At 45.9% G+C, this 17,697-nt stretch carries 10 protein-coding genes; 7 read left to right on the top strand and 3 right to left on the bottom strand.

The genetic code is table 11. The features are described from left to right. Positions 1-364: 364 nt before the first annotated feature. Positions 365-3,028 carry an alpha-amylase family glycosyl hydrolase gene (locus HGP28_RS15585; RefSeq protein WP_211092025.1) on the bottom strand — a complete coding sequence of 888 codons (2,664 nt, stop codon included), beginning with the start codon at positions 3,026-3,028 and terminating at the stop codon, positions 365-367. A gap of 1,483 nt (positions 3,029-4,511) precedes the next feature. On the opposite strand from HGP28_RS15585, the gene HGP28_RS15580 reads away from it, so the two are divergent. From HGP28_RS15580 to HGP28_RS15550, 7 genes are all read left to right on the top strand, one after another. Then, positions 4,512-5,915, top strand: a complete 1,404-nt coding sequence (locus HGP28_RS15580; RefSeq protein ID WP_168837396.1) for a carbohydrate porin — start codon at positions 4,512-4,514, stop codon at positions 5,913-5,915. Between the two features lie 89 nt (positions 5,916-6,004). Continuing rightward, positions 6,005-6,871, top strand: a complete 867-nt coding sequence (locus HGP28_RS15575) for a MalM family protein (protein WP_168837395.1) — start codon at positions 6,005-6,007, stop codon at positions 6,869-6,871. A gap of 372 nt (positions 6,872-7,243) precedes the next feature. After that, positions 7,244-7,753: a glycosidase gene (locus HGP28_RS15570; RefSeq protein ID WP_168837394.1), complete on the top strand. Its 510-nt coding sequence runs from the start codon at positions 7,244-7,246 to the stop codon at positions 7,751-7,753. A gap of 79 nt (positions 7,754-7,832) precedes the next feature. Further along, positions 7,833-9,470: an alpha-amylase family glycosyl hydrolase gene (locus HGP28_RS15565; protein ID WP_168837393.1), complete on the top strand. Its 1,638-nt coding sequence runs from the start codon at positions 7,833-7,835 to the stop codon at positions 9,468-9,470. Between the two features lie 303 nt (positions 9,471-9,773). Further along, entirely contained in the window at positions 9,774-11,183 is a 1,410-nt protein-coding gene (locus tag HGP28_RS15560) for a basic amino acid/polyamine antiporter (RefSeq protein ID WP_168837392.1), read from the top strand. Positions 11,184-11,489: 306 nt separating this feature from the next. Continuing rightward, positions 11,490-12,869 (top strand): glutamate decarboxylase, encoded by a 1,380-nt coding sequence (gene gad / locus HGP28_RS15555; RefSeq protein ID WP_168837391.1) that lies wholly within the window; start codon positions 11,490-11,492, stop codon positions 12,867-12,869. 116 nt (positions 12,870-12,985) lie between these two features. Further along, entirely contained in the window at positions 12,986-14,410 is a 1,425-nt protein-coding gene (locus HGP28_RS15550) for an amino acid permease (RefSeq protein ID WP_168837390.1), read from the top strand. Between the two features lie 115 nt (positions 14,411-14,525). Here HGP28_RS15550 and guaA read toward each other — a convergent pair whose 3' ends face one another. Together guaA and guaB are read right to left on the bottom strand one after the other, a co-directional pair. Continuing rightward, positions 14,526-16,079: a glutamine-hydrolyzing GMP synthase gene (guaA, locus tag HGP28_RS15545; protein ID WP_168837389.1), complete on the bottom strand. Its 1,554-nt coding sequence runs from the start codon at positions 16,077-16,079 to the stop codon at positions 14,526-14,528. A gap of 96 nt (positions 16,080-16,175) precedes the next feature. Beyond that, the gene (gene guaB / locus HGP28_RS15540) at positions 16,176-17,639 is read right to left on the bottom strand and encodes an IMP dehydrogenase (RefSeq protein WP_168837388.1); all 1,464 of its coding nucleotides are present in this window, start codon (positions 17,637-17,639) and stop codon (positions 16,176-16,178) included. Positions 17,640-17,697: the final 58 nt, after the last annotated feature.

Here is a 17,697-nt window from a genome sequence, read left to right as displayed (position 1 = left end):
GCACTCCTTAAAGATAGGTCTAAGCCTATCGCTTAACTAATGAGTGTCCGTTTTAATTGGGGGCTATTACAAAAGCCTCTGAGCACTTCGCGAACATAGATAGATCATGTAGTGAGATTTGTGCGGGTCATCCAACAACGCTGCAACTTCAAGTGAGAGACGGCTATATACTCCAAAAAAGCCAACTGGTTTTGGGATGAAGTACAATGTCCTTAGTCTAGTAATGACAGCATTGAGAAGCTAAAAAAGCCCAGCAAAAGTGCTGGGCTGATGTCTGCAATGACACTCTTACTCAAAGATAAGAGTGTTCATTTATCTCTAATCGCTTAATGACACTGTTAGCGGCTGACTCTTTCTCACGCATTTAACGCAAGAACTGTCCGTCAGTGCCAACCTTACCTGGGCCATTTAGCACGTAAATACCTGCGCTATACCCTTTTACATTGAACGACAAGTTACCGTTAGAAACGGTGATTTGATTGCCCGTCACTGCATCGGTGTATGTACCGTTACGCACATTGCTCACGCTGATGTTTTGCCCACCGCCGTTTGCCAGACCAACCACCGCATAACTTTCACCATTGTTGTAATCACGCACATAGCTCATGCCCGCTCCCCACTCATTCACTTGAGTGGTTGGCGCTTTTTGCAATGCGGGGACGGCTTGGCGAATTTGGTTGAGGCGCTGAATATGACGATAAAGTGGATGCTGCTGCGTGGTGGCCTTATCATCAAGATGAGGACCAAAATACGCGCGTCCTGTCATATCAATAGTGTCATTATTGCTAGCAATATCTTGTGGTAATCCAGCTTGGAACATGATCTCTTCACCATAATAGAGTGCGGGAATGCCACGGTTGGTCCACATTAGGTTGTACACCATTGCCGCATTGCCCATTTCACCACCAAAACGATATTTAAAATCATTGTCCGGGCCGACATCGTGGTTTTGGAAAAAGCTCACCAGCTGCGTTGCATCACCGTAAACCCAGTCCCAACCTAACACGCCGCCAATGCCACCAAAGTGACCACGGGTGACGTTATCGCGGAACGTCGAGAAAATAGAGAAATCAAGCACAGAGAAGCCTGAATCACCACCCGCATTAGGGTTAGAAGGATCGGGTGTGGTACGGGTATACCACCAAGGGCGGATCACCGCAGACGCGTTATCATTGTCCAGCTCCGAACCAAACCCAGTGCCTTTGACTAAGTTCTCGCCAAACACAAACAAGTCGGGTTTATGCGCCTTCCAATTATTAACATATTCGAGTAACTCATCACGCTCAACGTGTTTTACCGTGTCAAGACGAATCGCATCAACGCCCATATCAAGGTACTGACGAATGGCGCCATTGACGTAATCTTTCACGTTTTGGTTACCCGTCGCTAAATCAATACAGTCGCCCGCCATGTGTTTTTTCTGCAGCGCTTCTGGGTTTTCCCAATCGCCACCTGACATAAAGCCATCAAGGTGATACCACGCCGGATCAAGCGATTGCGCATCAATACCAAAGAAACGATTTGGATCGTAGCCTGCCAGCGGCACGGTCACGCCGGTTTTCGGATCGACAAGCGGCGTTAATCCTTCAGGATCAGAGTTATGACGTTCACGGAACCATTGCGGCGCAACGCTGTTATCGTTGTCGTCTCGGTTGGCCGATTGATAATCACCCAGGTTACCAAAGTAAGGATCGTTGCTCACCTCACCCTGACTTGCACCTTTAGGTACATAGTATTTAATTGGCAGATGATCAATCCACACCTTATCGCGCAGACCGTACTGACTCGAGTGGTTTATCACCACATCTTGAATCACCTTGATCCCCTTCGCGTGCGCTGCATCGATAAAATCTTTGTAGCTCGCATCCGGTGATTCTAAACGCGGATCAACAGTATAAAAGTCATAAGCGTGATATCCGTGATAATCCAAACCCGAGCGGTTTTCGACAGGAGGGGTGATCCAAATGGCAGTAAAGCCGAGATCTTTGATGTAATCCAACTGCGAAATGAGCCCTTTGAAGTCTCCGCGCCAATGCGGGTCTCCGGCTTTAATGCGATCACGGTTGTAGTAGTTATTGCTGCTATCACCGTCATAAAAACGCGCAGTGAGAACAAAGTAGATAGTCTCTTCTCGAAAATCTCCACTGGAGGCTTGCTCACCAATAAAGTAGCTAAAACTTTGCTCCTGCTGATTGCCATTCGCATCCACAGCCAGTGTTTTGATCACCAAATCGGCGCCATCGCCCATGTCATTGGCGTTAATCAGCTCACCATCATAACGAGTTGAACTGGTATTGGGGGTGCTGCCATCGGTGGTGTAGTAAAGCGCCGGCGCGCTGTCTTGATTATCGCTCACACTCAAGCGAATCGATTGACTGTTGGCATAAAAGCCACCGGATGGATCTGCGACCACCGTTGGTGGCGTCACATCTTCTCCTTCAATCGCTTGCGCTGTAACCGCTTTGCTCTGGCTATTGATGCAAATGGTGTAGCTTTGGTTTGCATCAACGCGATAATCCGCGCTCGGATAGGCTTCATTCCAATCGCCATAACGGTCCACCTTAAAGCGGGGATCATTACTGCCAAACGACTGTTCAGTGCAGTAGTTCAATCCATCCGAACTCGCCATGGCCGTAGTTGTCCAACCATTTGGCGTACCACGGAAAAACCATTCGTTACTTGGTTCTGGCTCAGGCTCGGGCGTGGTACTGTCGCACGATGCTACGCTTTGCGTGGTGATATTTTTGCTGTCAGCAAAAAAAGTGATGATATAACTCTGATTCGCCGCCACACCAAAATCTTGCGCGGGGTAACTTTCGTTCCAATTGCCATAGCGATCAATTTTAAATCTGGGATTGCCACCAGCATCACCGTTACCAAAACGTTGGCAAGTTTGATATTGCTGTGAGCTCACCTGCTCCATAGCAACTGCATCCCAGCCATTGGGCGTGCCTCTAAAATACCAATCGGCATGAGCAGCAAGTGGGGAAAGCGTCAGTCCGGTTAGGACTAAGGGTAGTACTCTCATAGATAGCTTTTCCTTTAGCTAAATTAAGATGTCAACATCACCCTTGCTGCTGTTTTTGCCTTATATGCCGTTTAGTTTGAGCACCACTGCCTGTAAATGTGCACTGAGCAACAACACTTGGAGAAACAACAGCTCGAGTTAATGTTCTGATTAATAACAAAATACTTCTAACCTTTTATTTCACTGGCTTGTGTTGCTTTTTAACGCACGTTAACCACCTTGCATCTTTATTAAAACGATACAATTTGGGTAAAATAAATCTTCGTTCAAATCAGAATCCAGCATTAGTTAATGCTTAAATCCAACACTGTTAATTTGAATAAAGATCACAAATAATGCCAAATAAAAACTAAAGCCAGCTCTTCAGAGATAACTCAACATTATTTGCATTAATTGCTTTTCATGATACATGTCACATAAAAGCAAAAAACTAGGTAAAGCAAACGATCAATAGAAATAAATCCATTCGTAAACAACGCTACTTCAAATGATTTTCACCCATAAAAAACACACCAAAAAACAGAATTTCAGTGCACAATAAGATTTAGAACAATAGCGCTATATCTAATATCGAAGTGTAACTAAACATTCATAACAATGAATCTAGAATTATTAACATGTCGATATTTACACATAATTTATATACCGATACATTTTGATTTTGCAAATTTAAAAGTAATTTTTTTCAATTTTCGTTCAATTTGTGATTCTTTTTGACAATCAAACTCAGTGAATAAACGGCATCTTAGACTAGTGGTCATCTGAAAAGCACCTGCAAAAATATAAGCAATTAAATGAATAAATCCATAGGCCAAACACATGAGTAACATTGGCTCTACTGTGACGTTTTAATTCATATATAGCCGTACTTAGCCACAGTAAAACATCATTGAAACCGATAACTTTCACCCTCATTCGCTCACCATGAGCATCAGCGCGTAAAAATGGGCGATCAAGCTAACACTTTTAGTTCTCTTTAAAAGACCACAATAATTCTAAACTCGAGATCTCGATCAAGAATTTGATTTACTCACCTCAAAAAAAAGTTATTGCTTGATCACAATTTGCTAATTAACTGATTAATTAATAAACTTTAAGTCGATCACAGACTCTTCATTTATCCCCTTTTTACTTAGTCACAATGCTTAAGCAACCTCTTCACACATCTCAAAAAAATGGGGCATTCCTCCTTAGATTAGTGACCTATTTCAAAAAAGTTATACCCTCCCAAACTCATACTCCCTTACTATCCTCCCCCTTCATCCTCCCTTAATTTAACTTAAGGATGAGAACATCATCCCTAAGACGAAAAATAGGGGGATGAGGTGATTGTTATACGCGTTGAGTAACCTCCAAAACGTAGAAAAAACGTGGACACCTTCCCACCTAGCCTCTCTTTTATTGGGTGCATATTAACTACCCAAACCCACTAAAGAGTGAAAAAGGGAAGGCAAATATTATAAAAACCTTAATGGAGTTAATAATGAAAAAAATAAGTGTTATTGCTGCTGCTGTAGCTTCAACTCTAATGGCAGGATCTGCGTTCGCAGCAGAAGTTGATTTTCATGGCTATATGCGCGCAGGCTTTGGCATTAATGGCGATGGTGGCTCACAACTATGTTACGGTAACGGTGGACCAACGATCTTTGGTCACGCTGTAGGTCGTTTAGGTGATGAGTGTGACAACTACGCAGAACTTGCGTTTAACGTCAACAAAGTGTGGGAAGGCAAAGACGGCAGCTCATTCAACATCCATACGCTAGTCGCTTACGGCACCCATGAAGCTAGCTTTGATGACAAATATTCAACAGATTACCGTGGCAACTCTTTCCAATCGATTGGTACTGACCCTGATAGCCCATGGAAAGGCGAGCGTGCTTCTTTCCGTGAAGCTTGGGTTGATTACACTATGGCGAACGGCATGCGTCTATGGGGTGGTGAGCGTTACTACGGCCGTAAAGACCTTCACATCATGGACTTCTACTACGTAAACAACTCTGGCGTTGGTTTGGGTCTAGAAAATATTGATTTAGGCTTTGCACAGCTGCAAGCGGCTGTGGTACAGCATAAATGGAAAAATCCACTTGTCAAAAATCCAGAATTCGATCCAGCGAATCCACCAGAGCTAGGCAACCCATTCGATCCAGGCGAAACAAATCCATATGATCCTGTCGAAAAAACACAAGCATACTCAACAGCCAACACCATCGACTTGCGTTTGACGGGTATCCAAACTAACGACAAAGGTAACCTAGAACTCATTGCTATGGTTGCGAAACCATCTCATACGGATGCACAAAAAGCTCAGAAAAACAACCCAGACGAAAATAACTACAGTGATTATGGCCTAGATAAAACTGGTATGTTCTTAACCGCTGAGCACACCCAAGGCTTTAGCATGGGCTTCAACAAAGCGGTTATTCAGTATGCAACTGAAGGTTACGCTTGGGCTGGCTTTATTGGTAACCACGCTGGTGATGCTTATAACATGGAAACAGGCCAAGAGGGTCGTAAATCTCTGCGTTTGATTGACTGGGGTGTATTAGAAGCCGAAAAATGGAACCTAGGCTACGCATTGGTTTACGCTCAATTGCTTGATGACGGTAACGGCAGCAGCAAAGGTAAAGCGATGAGTGCAGTGGTTCGCCCTGGCTACAAATGGTCTGAAACCATGAGTACTATCGTTGAAGTAGGCCACTTTCAAGATGAATACCCATGGAGAGAGAAACAAGATCTGACCAAGTTCACCATTGCACAACAATGGCAAGCGGGTGACAGCTTCTGGGCGCGTCCTGCCATTCGTGTTTTTGCTTCTAAATACACTGGCGACCTAGCACTTGACCAAAACGACCTAATGTTTGGTGCGCAAGTAGAAGCTTGGTGGTAATCTGATTGTTAATTAACTAACACTTTTATTATCAGCAAAATAAGCAGCCAGCCATTCGGCTGGCTGCTTTTAATTTGGGAGAGTAGCAAATGAAAAAAATCGTGTCGATGTTGATGAGCATGTCGGTATTATTTGGCTGTGCAAGTCATCAGGATTTTGAAAGTCGTAGTGGCTCTAGCCAAGAAATCACATCGATACCTCAAATTGATTGGCATGAAGTCATGGTGCCTTCAAGCTTTTCAATGCACTTTTCAAAACAGAGCCAACTTTTAGAAAACTCTGATATTTCAAGCCCAGTGGCGGGCTTTTCATTTGAAGTGACTGAGCCTCGTGTGACGATTGAAATTTCAGGCATTGTGAGAGAACTTAAAGTATTTGCGCCAAACCTTGCGCTATACGATCAAGATTTTAATTTACTTAGAAAATACACCTCTGAACATTTTGATTACGACAGAGATGATTTTGTTAAAGGCAATGTCCTTTTTGGCGATGTTGAGCTAAATCTGCCTTTAAATATTACTCGTGTTTACGGTGTTATTTATACCACAGATAATGATTTATCTAACACAACGGAATTAATTCATCCAGCAAAAGCCTTTGCTATTGCCAAACGTAATGATCCACCTGCGATTGATGACCCTATTGCCAAACACGTCAACGTCGGTGAAGTGAGCGTTGTAATTAAACGCGACAGCATATTTACAGGTTTACTTGAGAAACCAACCAAATCGGCTTCAGCGCCAGAGATACCACAAGAGTATTCTGAGCCTGGCATAATTGCTGATTCAGTTATTAGTGATGTACAACCTGAAACAAAAACATTCTATTACCAAGCTATTGAAACTGCGGTAGCAGAAAATAATATACCCAAAGCACTTGGGCTGCTTGATGAGGCAAAAGCTCTGGGTATCGAAGGCGTACAAGAAGTTTTTGTTAAAGCAATTAATAAAAAATAACCAGATATATACCCAAACAACTTGAAGATGCAGATAGGCGACAAGCGAGCAAAGCCTCTGAGCACTTCGTGAACATAGATAAGCTATGTGATGAGGTTTGTAAGTGCCAGTCAACACCGCTGCAACTTCAAGTGGGACGGGTATAAAGGGTAAGCGTTTAACTTACCCTATTCATCGACCAAAAAACAAATCTGGAAAAATAAAATTTCAATGATTCCTATCGCTACATTTATAACTCCGCGTATGGACAGGTATCGTTAATCAAATAATACATGCTTTAAATTTGGTTGAGTAACGCTGTAAGAATTCAACCATGTCATATGGTTCAAAACTATAAAACGGAATAATACAAGTTAATATAGAGGATATAACGTGAAAATGATCAAAACATCGCTCGCAGCAGCTCTACTCGTCGCACTTGTTGGCTGCCAATCAACCAAAACTACCGAAGCCACTGATGCCGCACCAGCTCCTGCACTCTCGCCTGAAGAAGTCGCTGTATTCATGCAAGCCTGCGACAACCCTAACAGCGCAGCCGAAGGCCCGATTTCTCAAACATTGTTTGTCGTGGGCACATTTGAAGATTCGGAATGGGCTTTTGTTCCTCAACGTGAATTTGCTTACAAAGGTAATAATATCTACCAAGCGGTTGTCGATGAAAAACCTGGCACCTTTACCATGCAATATGCGGCTGAGTTTTGGTTCCCACAATTTACGGCAAAAGATAAATCACTCAACATTGGCGAAAGAAAAATGCTTCAATTTGGTGGCTATGGTGCTGATACAGCAGTCACGATTGAAGATGAAGGAAAATACGTTTGGAGCCTACAATTTGAAGCAGAAGGTAAACCGCTCACCATTTCTTTAAATAAGTGCCAATAACCCCCCTGTTCTTTTTAAGCCCTAATAAAATGGACCTCGGTATATATATACCGGGGCCAAACTCGTCTTGGAGATTCTGATGCCAAATATTCAACATAAAAAACTCATCGGCAAATCCTTTGTTGCGCTTCTTGTGGCTGGGAGTTTAGCCGCTTGCAACTCTTCTAGTGGCGGTGGCAATGGTGGCGGTGGCAATGGTGGCGGTGGCGACCAAACCCCACTTCCCCAAATCAATTATGCCTGCCAAACCGAAACTATGGCGTCAAGTAATCAGCTTCGTATTTATCAAATTATGGTCGAGAGCTTTGTTGATGGTGACCCTACCATAGGCCATGGGACAGGTTATGGTACGAGCCACCATGATGGGGACTTACAAGGCATTATTGACTCGCTCGATTACATTCAAGATTTAGGTATGAATGCGATTTGGCTGACGCCAATTTTTGAGTCTGAGGCAATTAAAGGTCAAGATCATTGGGCAGACCGTCTGGATGCCACCGGCTATTTTGCCACTGACTACTTTAAAATTGACCCAAATTTTGGGGATTTGGAAACGGCGCGCACTTTGGTGAATGAAGCTCACAAGCGCGGCCTGTATGTTTTCTTTGATGGCGTGTTTGGTCATCATAAAGAAGGCTTAATTAAACCGTCACCATCAGGCCAATTACCTTCAGGCCCCAGTAATCCGGTGAGCTATCCCGCGAGCTATGAGTTTTATCAAGAAGTCGCAACCTACTGGATCAAAGAGCTAAAAATTGATGGCTGGCGTCTTGATCAAGCGTATCAAGTGCCAACCGATGCGTGGTCTCATTTGCGCAAAGCCGTCGATGAAGCCTCGCAGAGCGTCACGTACACCGACAGCAACGGCAATGAGGTCAACCCACTTGGCTATATGGTGGCAGAAATTTGGGATGGCGAGCAAAAAATTGCCGAAACCGGTTATGGCAGCTCTAACAGCCCTGCGCTGTGCTCGGCGTTTGATTTCCCGATGCGTTACCGCATTGTAGAAACACTTGCCGTGAATGAAAACAGCAGTGGCAACCGCGGTGCAGATTGGCTCGATAACGGTTTTCAAACTCATAGTGCTTATCCGGCGCATGCCAAACCCAATTTGATGATAGGGAATCACGATTTGGTTCGCTTTGGTGATTTGCTTCAGCGCGGCGGCATTGCCGATGTCAACGATGCCGAATACTGGTTACGCCATAAAGCGGCTTTCGCGTTTCAAGCGGCTTACACCGGCCCCATCACCCTTTACTACGGTGATGAAATCGGCGATCAAGTCGATGATTTTGCTAAAAAAGAGGACAACAATACTTGCGCAGAGCGCGGTGTGTGTGACGATCATGTGGCGCGCAGTAGCGCTAAAGTTCATGACACACTTAATGCGAATCAAACTGATTTGAAAACCTATGTCACAGCGTTAATGGCTTTGCGCGCGAAACATCCTGCGCTCTACCAAGGAGAGCGGAAAAACCTCAAAGCCAGTGGCGGGCAGTATGTTGACCTAAAAACCTCAGGGGATAATGTGGTGCTATTTGCGCTTAATACATCAGAAAGCACTCAGAAAATAACCCTATCGGCAGCCGATGTCGGCAGTACAAAAGCCATTACCGATCTACTGAATGACGATCTTTCTGTGACACCAAATCAAGGTAAATATGAGATAGCACTCGAGCCGTTAGAAGCTCGCTTTTTTAACGTGCTCACTGATTAAGTCACAGTTCCCGCCCTGTTGATTCAAGTCAGACAAGTCTAATCCCTGCTCCAACGCAGGGATTTTTATACTCGAACATCGCATAACTGCGCCACGCTGTATCTTAAGCAGCCGCTATACTCCGCTTGCAGACTTAAACGCGGGTATACCCTTTCAACTTGAAGTTGCAGCGTTGTTGGCTGGCTCTCACAAACCTCATCACATAGTGTGTCTATGCTCGGAGGCTTTGCTCGTTTGCCGCCTACCTGCATCTCCAAGTTGTTTGGGTATAAGTAGTCAAGGAACAAAAGTGAGGCATACCGATTGAGTGACAAACTGGATCTAAAAGCGCTGACCGCGTTGGTTATCGGCTCCATGATTGGCGCAGGTGTGTTCAGTTTGCCACAGAATATGGCCGCGGTTGCCAGTCCAGCTGCGGTGATGATCGGCTGGGGGATCACTGGCCTAGGCATGATTTGTCTTGCGTTTACCTTTCAATCGCTCATTCGACTTCGCCCCCATATTCACGGCGGTGTGTTTGGTTACGCACAAGCCGGGTTTGGTGATTTCATCGGTTTTTTCTCAGCCTGGGGCTATTGGCTCAGCGCCTCCGTTGCCAACGTCTCCTTTCTCGTTATCGTTTGCAGCACGCTTGGGCTCTTTTTTGATACTGATGATCAAGTCTGGTTTGGTCAAGGCAACACGCTACTCTCTCTTGCCCTCTCCTCTGCGCTGATTTGGCTGGTTCATATCTTAGTGCTGCGCGGGGTACGCACTGCGGCGGTGGTCAATTTCATCACGATTATCGCCAAATTGATCCCCATTGTGGTTTTCATTATTGCCGCGACAGTGGCGTTTCGTTGGGATACCTTTAGCGTCGATTTTACTCAAGCGGGAGCCATGGCAGATGGCAACCTGTTTGAGCAAGTCAGGCAAACAATGATCATTACCGTTTGGGTTTTTATTGGTGTCGAAGGCGCTGTAGTGGTATCCAGCCGAGCAAAAGAGCCCAAAGACGTTGGCCGCGCAACCATTCTAGGTTTACTTATCTGTCTGTTTTTATATGTATCGGTCACTCTGCTCTCAATGGGGATCATTTCCACTCCTGAACTTGCCGCGTTGCCCAACCCTTCTACAGCAAAAATCCTCGCAGCGCTGATTGGTGAAACCGGGACCTTGATTGTCGGCATTGGTTTGATAATCTCGGTAGCTGGTGCCTATTTAAGTTGGACGTTACTCGCAACAGAGACCCCTTACGCCGCGGCTGAGCAAGGCATGTTTCCGCGCATTTTTTCCAAGGTGAATGACAACTTTACCCCAACCCACTCTCTGCTTGCGACCAGTGTGTTGGTCCAGCTTTGTCTGTTATTAACCTTCTGGTTTCGCGGCGGGTATGACAATCTACTGGTGATCTCTTCCGAGATGATCTTAGTGCCGTATCTTCTGGTTGCACTTTTTTTACTAAAGATTGCTTATCAAGAGGCGCAGCCGTTACCGATCCGCGTTCTTGCTTGGCTCGCCACACTCTATGGAATGTGGCTGTTGTTCGCCTCAGGTTTACATCACCTGCTACTCTCGGCACTTTTGTACTTGCCTGGGCTCGTTTTCTTCTGGTACGCCAAACGCGCATCGGGGGCATCAATATTTTCTGGTCGCAACCTTTGGCTTTCCATACTGTTGGTTGTTGCCGCCAGCTGCGCGATTGTATTGCTTATTTTCGGCGTTGAACTGTAACGCGGCATTGCCAAAAAATGGCGCATATTTTTTGCGTAACCTTGGTGTTAACTAGGCGAGAACACCTCAACCAAACAATAATAATATATTGTTTAAAAACACTTTATTTTGAAATAAAAATCGCCCTCTGCACAGCCAACAATCTCTCTAATGAGAACACCAAGTCGCGTATCAATCATGAGTCATATTCGATTAGAGCGCAGAGAACAATATGTACTACTGTTAACCTCGAACCCTGATGCCGTTGCGGGACTCACACCGCAAGAAGGGGACCTTATGCGATCACACCAATAAAATGGAGGCGTTATGGCGTTACATCGAGGCAAAGATCCGGCGGATTTTGCAGAGGACATTTACGAGGATGCCACCAGCCAAGTCAAATTGGCTAAATACAAATTACCCGACCAAAGTTTTCCCGCTTCGGTTGTAGCTCAACTGATTCGAGATGAGCTGCTGTTGGATGGCAATGCGAAGCAAAACTTTGCCACATTCTGTCAAACTTGGCTTGAGCCTGAAGTGCACGGCATTATGGATATTTGTGTCGATAAAAATATGATCGACAAAGACGAATACCCTCAAACTGCTGAGATTGAATCACGCTGCGTTCACATTTTAGCAGACCTTTGGAACAGTCCCGACCCAACCAACACACTCGGATGTTCGACCACCGGCTCATCAGAGGCGGCAATGTTGGGCGGACTTGCGATGAAATGGGCGTGGCGTAAACGCCGTGAAGCAGCAGGACTGCCAGCCGATAAACCCAATCTTATCTGCGGCCCGGTACAAATTTGCTGGCATAAATTTGCGCGTTACTTTGACGTAGAACTCAGAGAAGTGCCACTGGATGGCAACGATGTGGGTATGGATCCTGCAAAAATTGCTCAGTACGTGGATGAAAATACCATTGGTGTTGTACCAACGCTTGGCGTCACCTTTACCTGCGTCTACGAGCCAGTAGAAGAGATCTGTAAAGTACTCGATAAGCTACAAGAAGACACAGGGCTTGATATTCCAGTACACGTTGATGGCGCCTCAGGCGCATTTATTGCACCCTTTGTTCAGCAAGATCTTGTATGGGACTTCAAGCTTGAGCGTGTGAAATCCATTAACGCTTCTGGGCATAAATACGGTCTTGCGCCGCTTGGCGTCGGTTGGGTCGTTTGGCGCACAGTAGAAGACTTGCCCGAAGAGCTGATTTTCAATGTCGATTATCTCGGCGGCAACATGCCAACCTTTGCGTTGAACTTTTCTCGCCCTGGTGGGCAAATTGTGGCTCAGTACTACAACCTCATCCGTTTAGGCTTTGAAGGGTACAAAAACATTCAAACCGCCTGCATGGAAACTGGCCAATGGCTCGCCGATGAAATCGCCAAACTCGGGCCCTTTGAACTGTTTTACGATGGCCGAGGTGGGCTGCCCGCCTTAAGTTACACCCTAAAAGAGGGTGATCATGGCTTTACTTTGTACGATCTCTCTGATCGAGTGCGCCGCCGTGGCTGGCAAATTGCCTCTTACCCACTACCGGCTAATCGTCAAAATACCGTGATACAGCGAATTATGATTCGTCACGGAACCAGTCGAGATCTGGCTGCTATGCTGCTTGATGACATTAAATCCGCCTTAGAGTACTTCAAACAGCATCCACAAACCAATACAGGTACAGGTCGAACCTTTAGCCACAGTTAAACCTGCGCTTAAGCCGGCCTCCTCTTTATGTGAACTTCTACTTGATGAGGAGGCTGTATTAACGCGCTTTTATTAAGGCTGGCGCACTCGTTTCGCGCTGGTAAAAGGTGATTTGAATGAGTAATTCAGAACAAAGCCCAGCCAAGCATTTAAGCTTGTTTGGCTTTTTTACCTTAACCGCCACCATGGTGATGACGGTTTATGAATACCCAACCTTTGCGTCCTCAGGTATTTCTCTGGTCTTTTATCTCGTGGTTGCTGGGGTATTTTGGTTTCTTCCCGTCGCTCTTTGCGCGGCAGAAATGGCCACGATTAAAGGCTGGGATAAAGGGGGGGTATTTACTTGGTCGGGACAAGCCCTTGGTGAACGTTGGGGTTTTGCTAACATTTTCTTCCAATGGTTCCAAATCACGGTTGGCTTGGTCACCATGATCTATTTTATTCTTGGCGCTCTCTCTTACGTGCTCAATTGGGATGCCTTGAATAACGACCCTCTGGTGAAATTTATTGGTGTTGTGGTCATCGTTTGGGGTTTAACCTTCTCCCAATTTGGCGGCACCAAAAATACCGCAATCATTTCCAAGTTTGGTTTTATTCTTGGGGTTATGATCCCAGCGATCATTCTTTTTGCGCTGACTATCGCGTTCTTCGCTGATGGCGGTAAGAGTGATATGTCGCTTAGCGTCTCTGACATGATTCCTGATTTCACTCAGCTCAACACCATGGTAGTGTTCGTGTCATTCATTCTCGCTTATGCGGGGATTGAAGCCTCGGCGACCCACGCCAATGAGATGAAAAATGTACAGCGAGACTACCCACTGGCCGTGATCATGCTGGTGGTGCTTGCCATCGCACTTAACACAATTGGTGGTATTGCCATTGGTGCCGTTGTCCCTGCCAGCGAATTGGGATTATCCATTGGTGTGGTTCAAGGCTTCCAAGGACTGATTGCTTACTTTATGCAAGATGGCGGCTGGATCGTGCGTATTATTGCGCTGTTTATTTCGCTCGGCGTTGTTGCGGAAGTATCGGCGTGGATTGTTGGTCCATCATGGGGGATGTTAGAAGCGGGTCGCCAAGGTCTTTTACCTAAATCATTATCGGAAACCAACGAACATGGCGTACCAACCAAGTTCCTTTATCTCCAAGGTGTTATCGTCACCATTTGGGCTGCAGTGCTGACATTCGGTGGCGGTGGCGCTAACGTATCCTTCTTTACTGCCATCTCACTAACGGTAGTGATTTACGTTATTGCTTACATTATCTTCTTTATTGCTTACCTTAAAGTGGTCAGTAATCATCAAGATTTGCCTCGAGCATTCCAAATTCCCGGCGGAAATGGCGTCAAGAAGATCGTCGCATACGTGGGTTTAATTATCTCGGTAATTGCACTACTGATCTCCTTCATTCCACCCGCGCAACTTGGTGGGGGTGATGCGAGCACAGAGTATATGACCATTTTGGTGATAAGTTTCTTCGTTACATTAGCGATACCGTTTGTGATTTACTCTGTGATGAAGGGTAAGCAACCATCCCAGTAGAAGACGTGCACATCTCCTTTTATTCATGGACGTTAAATGATGCCTAAAAAAAACCCAGCGACTCAACTCGCTGGGTTTTATTTTTATTCGATATCATTCGATAGATTGGAAGCGATTATTCCCACTCAATCGTAGCGGGTGGCTTACCAGAAATATCGTAAACCACACGCGAAATGCCGTTCACTTCATTGATGATACGATTAGATACCTTACCTAGAAACTCATACGGTAGGTGTGCCCAATGCGCGGTCATGAAGTCAATGGTTTCTACCGCACGCAGAGAAACAACCCAATCGTATTTACGACCATCACCCATCACGCCAACAGAACGAACTGGCAAGAATACCGTAAAGGCTTGAGATACTTTGTCATAAAGATCAGCGGCGTGTAACTCTTCAATGAAAATAGCGTCGGCACGGCGCAACAAGTCACAGTACTCTTTCTTAATTTCACCAAGCACTCGAACACCAAGACCAGGTCCTGGGAATGGGTGACGGTAGAGCATGTTATAAGGTAGACCAAGCTCTAGGCCAATCTTGCGCACTTCGTCTTTAAATAGCTCACGCAAAGGCTCAACAAGCCCCATCGCCATCTCTTCTGGTAAACCGCCCACATTGTGATGCGATTTGATCACGTGTGCTTTACCCGTCTTAGATGCCGCCGATTCAATAACATCCGGATAGATAGTGCCTTGCGCAAGCCATTTGGCATTTTTGAGTTTTTTCGACTCTTCATCAAAGACGTCGACAAACACGTGACCGATGGTTTTGCGCTTCTCTTCAGGATCAGACTTGCCTTCAAGTGCTTTAAGGAAGCGCTCTTCTGCGTCGACTTTGATGATGTTTAGACCAAACTTATCACCAAACATGTCCATGACTTGCTGACCTTCGTTTAAACGAAGCAAACCATTATCAACAAACACACACGTTAGTTTGTCACCAATCGCACGGTGCACTAGCATCGCCACAACCGATGAATCTACGCCGCCAGAAAGGCCCAAAATCACTTCGTCGTCACCGACTTGTTCTTTGATTCGAGCGACCGCGTCTTCAATGATCGATTCTGATGTCCATAAGCGTTCACAGCCACATACGCCTAAAACGAAGTTTTCCAGCATCTGCAGACCACCTTTGGTATGAGTAACCTCTGGGTGGAATTGTACGCCGTAATATTTTTTCTCTTCGTTCGCCATTGCCGCGTATGGGCACGTGTCTGTTTCGCCGACCTTAATAAAGTCTGCTGGAATTTCGACGACTTTATCGCCATGACTCATCCAAACATCTTGGGTTAACTCAAGATCTTTAAACAGCGCAGACTCGCCGGATACTTTAACTTGAGCGTAACCAAATTCGCGCTCATCGGAACCTGCAACTTTACCGCCTAGTTGTTCTGCCATGGTCTGCATGCCATAGCAAACGCCAAGCACTGGCACACCTGAATCAAACACATATTGCGGCGCGCGTGGTGAGTTTGCTTCGGTCACACTCTCTGGGCCGCCAGAAAGAATGATGCCATCTGGATTGAATTCACGAATGTCTGCCTCTTCAACATCCCAGCTCCACAGTTCACAGTAAACACCGATTTCACGTACGCGACGCGCCACCAGCTGTGTGTATTGCGAGCCAAAATCAAGGATCAGAATACGTTGGTCATGAATATTTTTCGTCATTGTAGGCAGTCTTATCACAAAATATTTGAAAATCGGGGCGAGTTTACTCGCCCCGTCTCAATGCTTCAAGGAAAAAAGCAAACGTTTCCGTCGATTTTATCCGAGACGGTAGTTTGGCGCTTCTTTAGTGATTTGTACGTCATGAACATGCGATTCTTGCATGCCTGCACCAGAAATTCGGACAAACTCTGCTTTTGTGCGCAAATCTTCTACTGTCGCAGAACCTGTTAGCCCCATACTTGAACGCAAGCCACCCATTTGCTGGTGAACAATTTCTTTCAAGCGCCCTTTATAAGCGATACGACCTTCAATCCCTTCAGGTACCAGTTTGTCTGCCGCGTTATCGGTCTGGAAATAACGATCAGATGAGCCCTGAGACATAGCGCCTAATGAGCCCATGCCACGATAAGCTTTGTAAGAACGGCCATTAAATAGAATAACCTCACCCGGCGCTTCTTCCGTTCCTGCCAGCATAGAGCCAACCATAACGCACGACGCGCCAGCCGCTATCGCTTTACAAATATCGCCAGAGAAACGAATACCGCCATCGGCAATCACCGGAATACCATATTCATCGGCCACTGCAGCTGCATCCGCAATGGCGGTCACTTGTGGAACGCCAACGCCCGTAACAATACGAGTAGTACAAATAGAACCTGGGCCAATACCCACTTTTACCGCGCTCACACCCGCTTCAATTAGGGCACGAGCACCCGATGCCGTCGCAACGTTACCACCAATGATATCTAATTCAGGGTAGGCTGCACGCGTTTCGCGAATGCGGTTTAAAACGCCTTCTGAATGACCATGAGAGGAATCGATGAGCAACACGTCAACGCCCGCTTCAACTAATGCTTTCACACGTTCTTCATTACCAGCGCCAGCGCCAACTGCCGCGCCAACGCGAAGGCGTCCTTCAATGTCTTTACACGCGTTTGGTTTACGCTCCGCTTTGTGGAAGTCCTTCGCGGTGATCATTCCAGTTAACTGAAACTCATCATTGACAACCAGCACTTTCTCAACGCGTGCTTCGTGCATTTTTTCCTGCACTTCCGCGCGAGTCGCGCCCTCTTGAACACTGGCCAAACGCGCTTTTGGCGTCATAACAGAAGCGACCGTTTTGGTTAAATCAGTCACAAAACGCACATCACGACCGGTAATGATACCAACTAACTCATTGTTTTCTGCCACAACAGGAAAACCTGCAAAGCCGTGTTTATCCGTCAGCGCAACAACATCAGCGATGGTCGCCTCTGGGCTCACAGTAACGGGATCCGTTACCACGCCCGCTTCAAACTTTTTCACCTTACGAACTTCAGCAGCTTGCTGCTCAATCGACATATTTTTATGAATAAAGCCGATACCGCCCTCTTGCGCTAACGCGATGGCTAGGCGAGCTTCAGTAACGGTATCCATTGATGCGGATAACATCGGAATATTGAGTGTGATGTTTTTAGTAAGTCGAGTGCGAAGATCGGCTGTATTTGGGAGAACGGTGGAGTGTGCTGGAACGAGAAGTACGTCGTCGAACGTCAGCGCTTCTTTGGCAATTCTTAACATTTGCAATATCTCACAACAGAGGAGGTAGAAGAAAAATCCAAGCTTTTTCAAACAGTCA

This window comes from Vibrio agarilyticus, from assembly GCF_012641465.1.
GTDB lineage: Bacteria > Pseudomonadota > Gammaproteobacteria > Enterobacterales > Vibrionaceae > Vibrio > Vibrio agarilyticus.
This window is presented reverse-complemented; position numbering and strand designations above follow the sequence as displayed.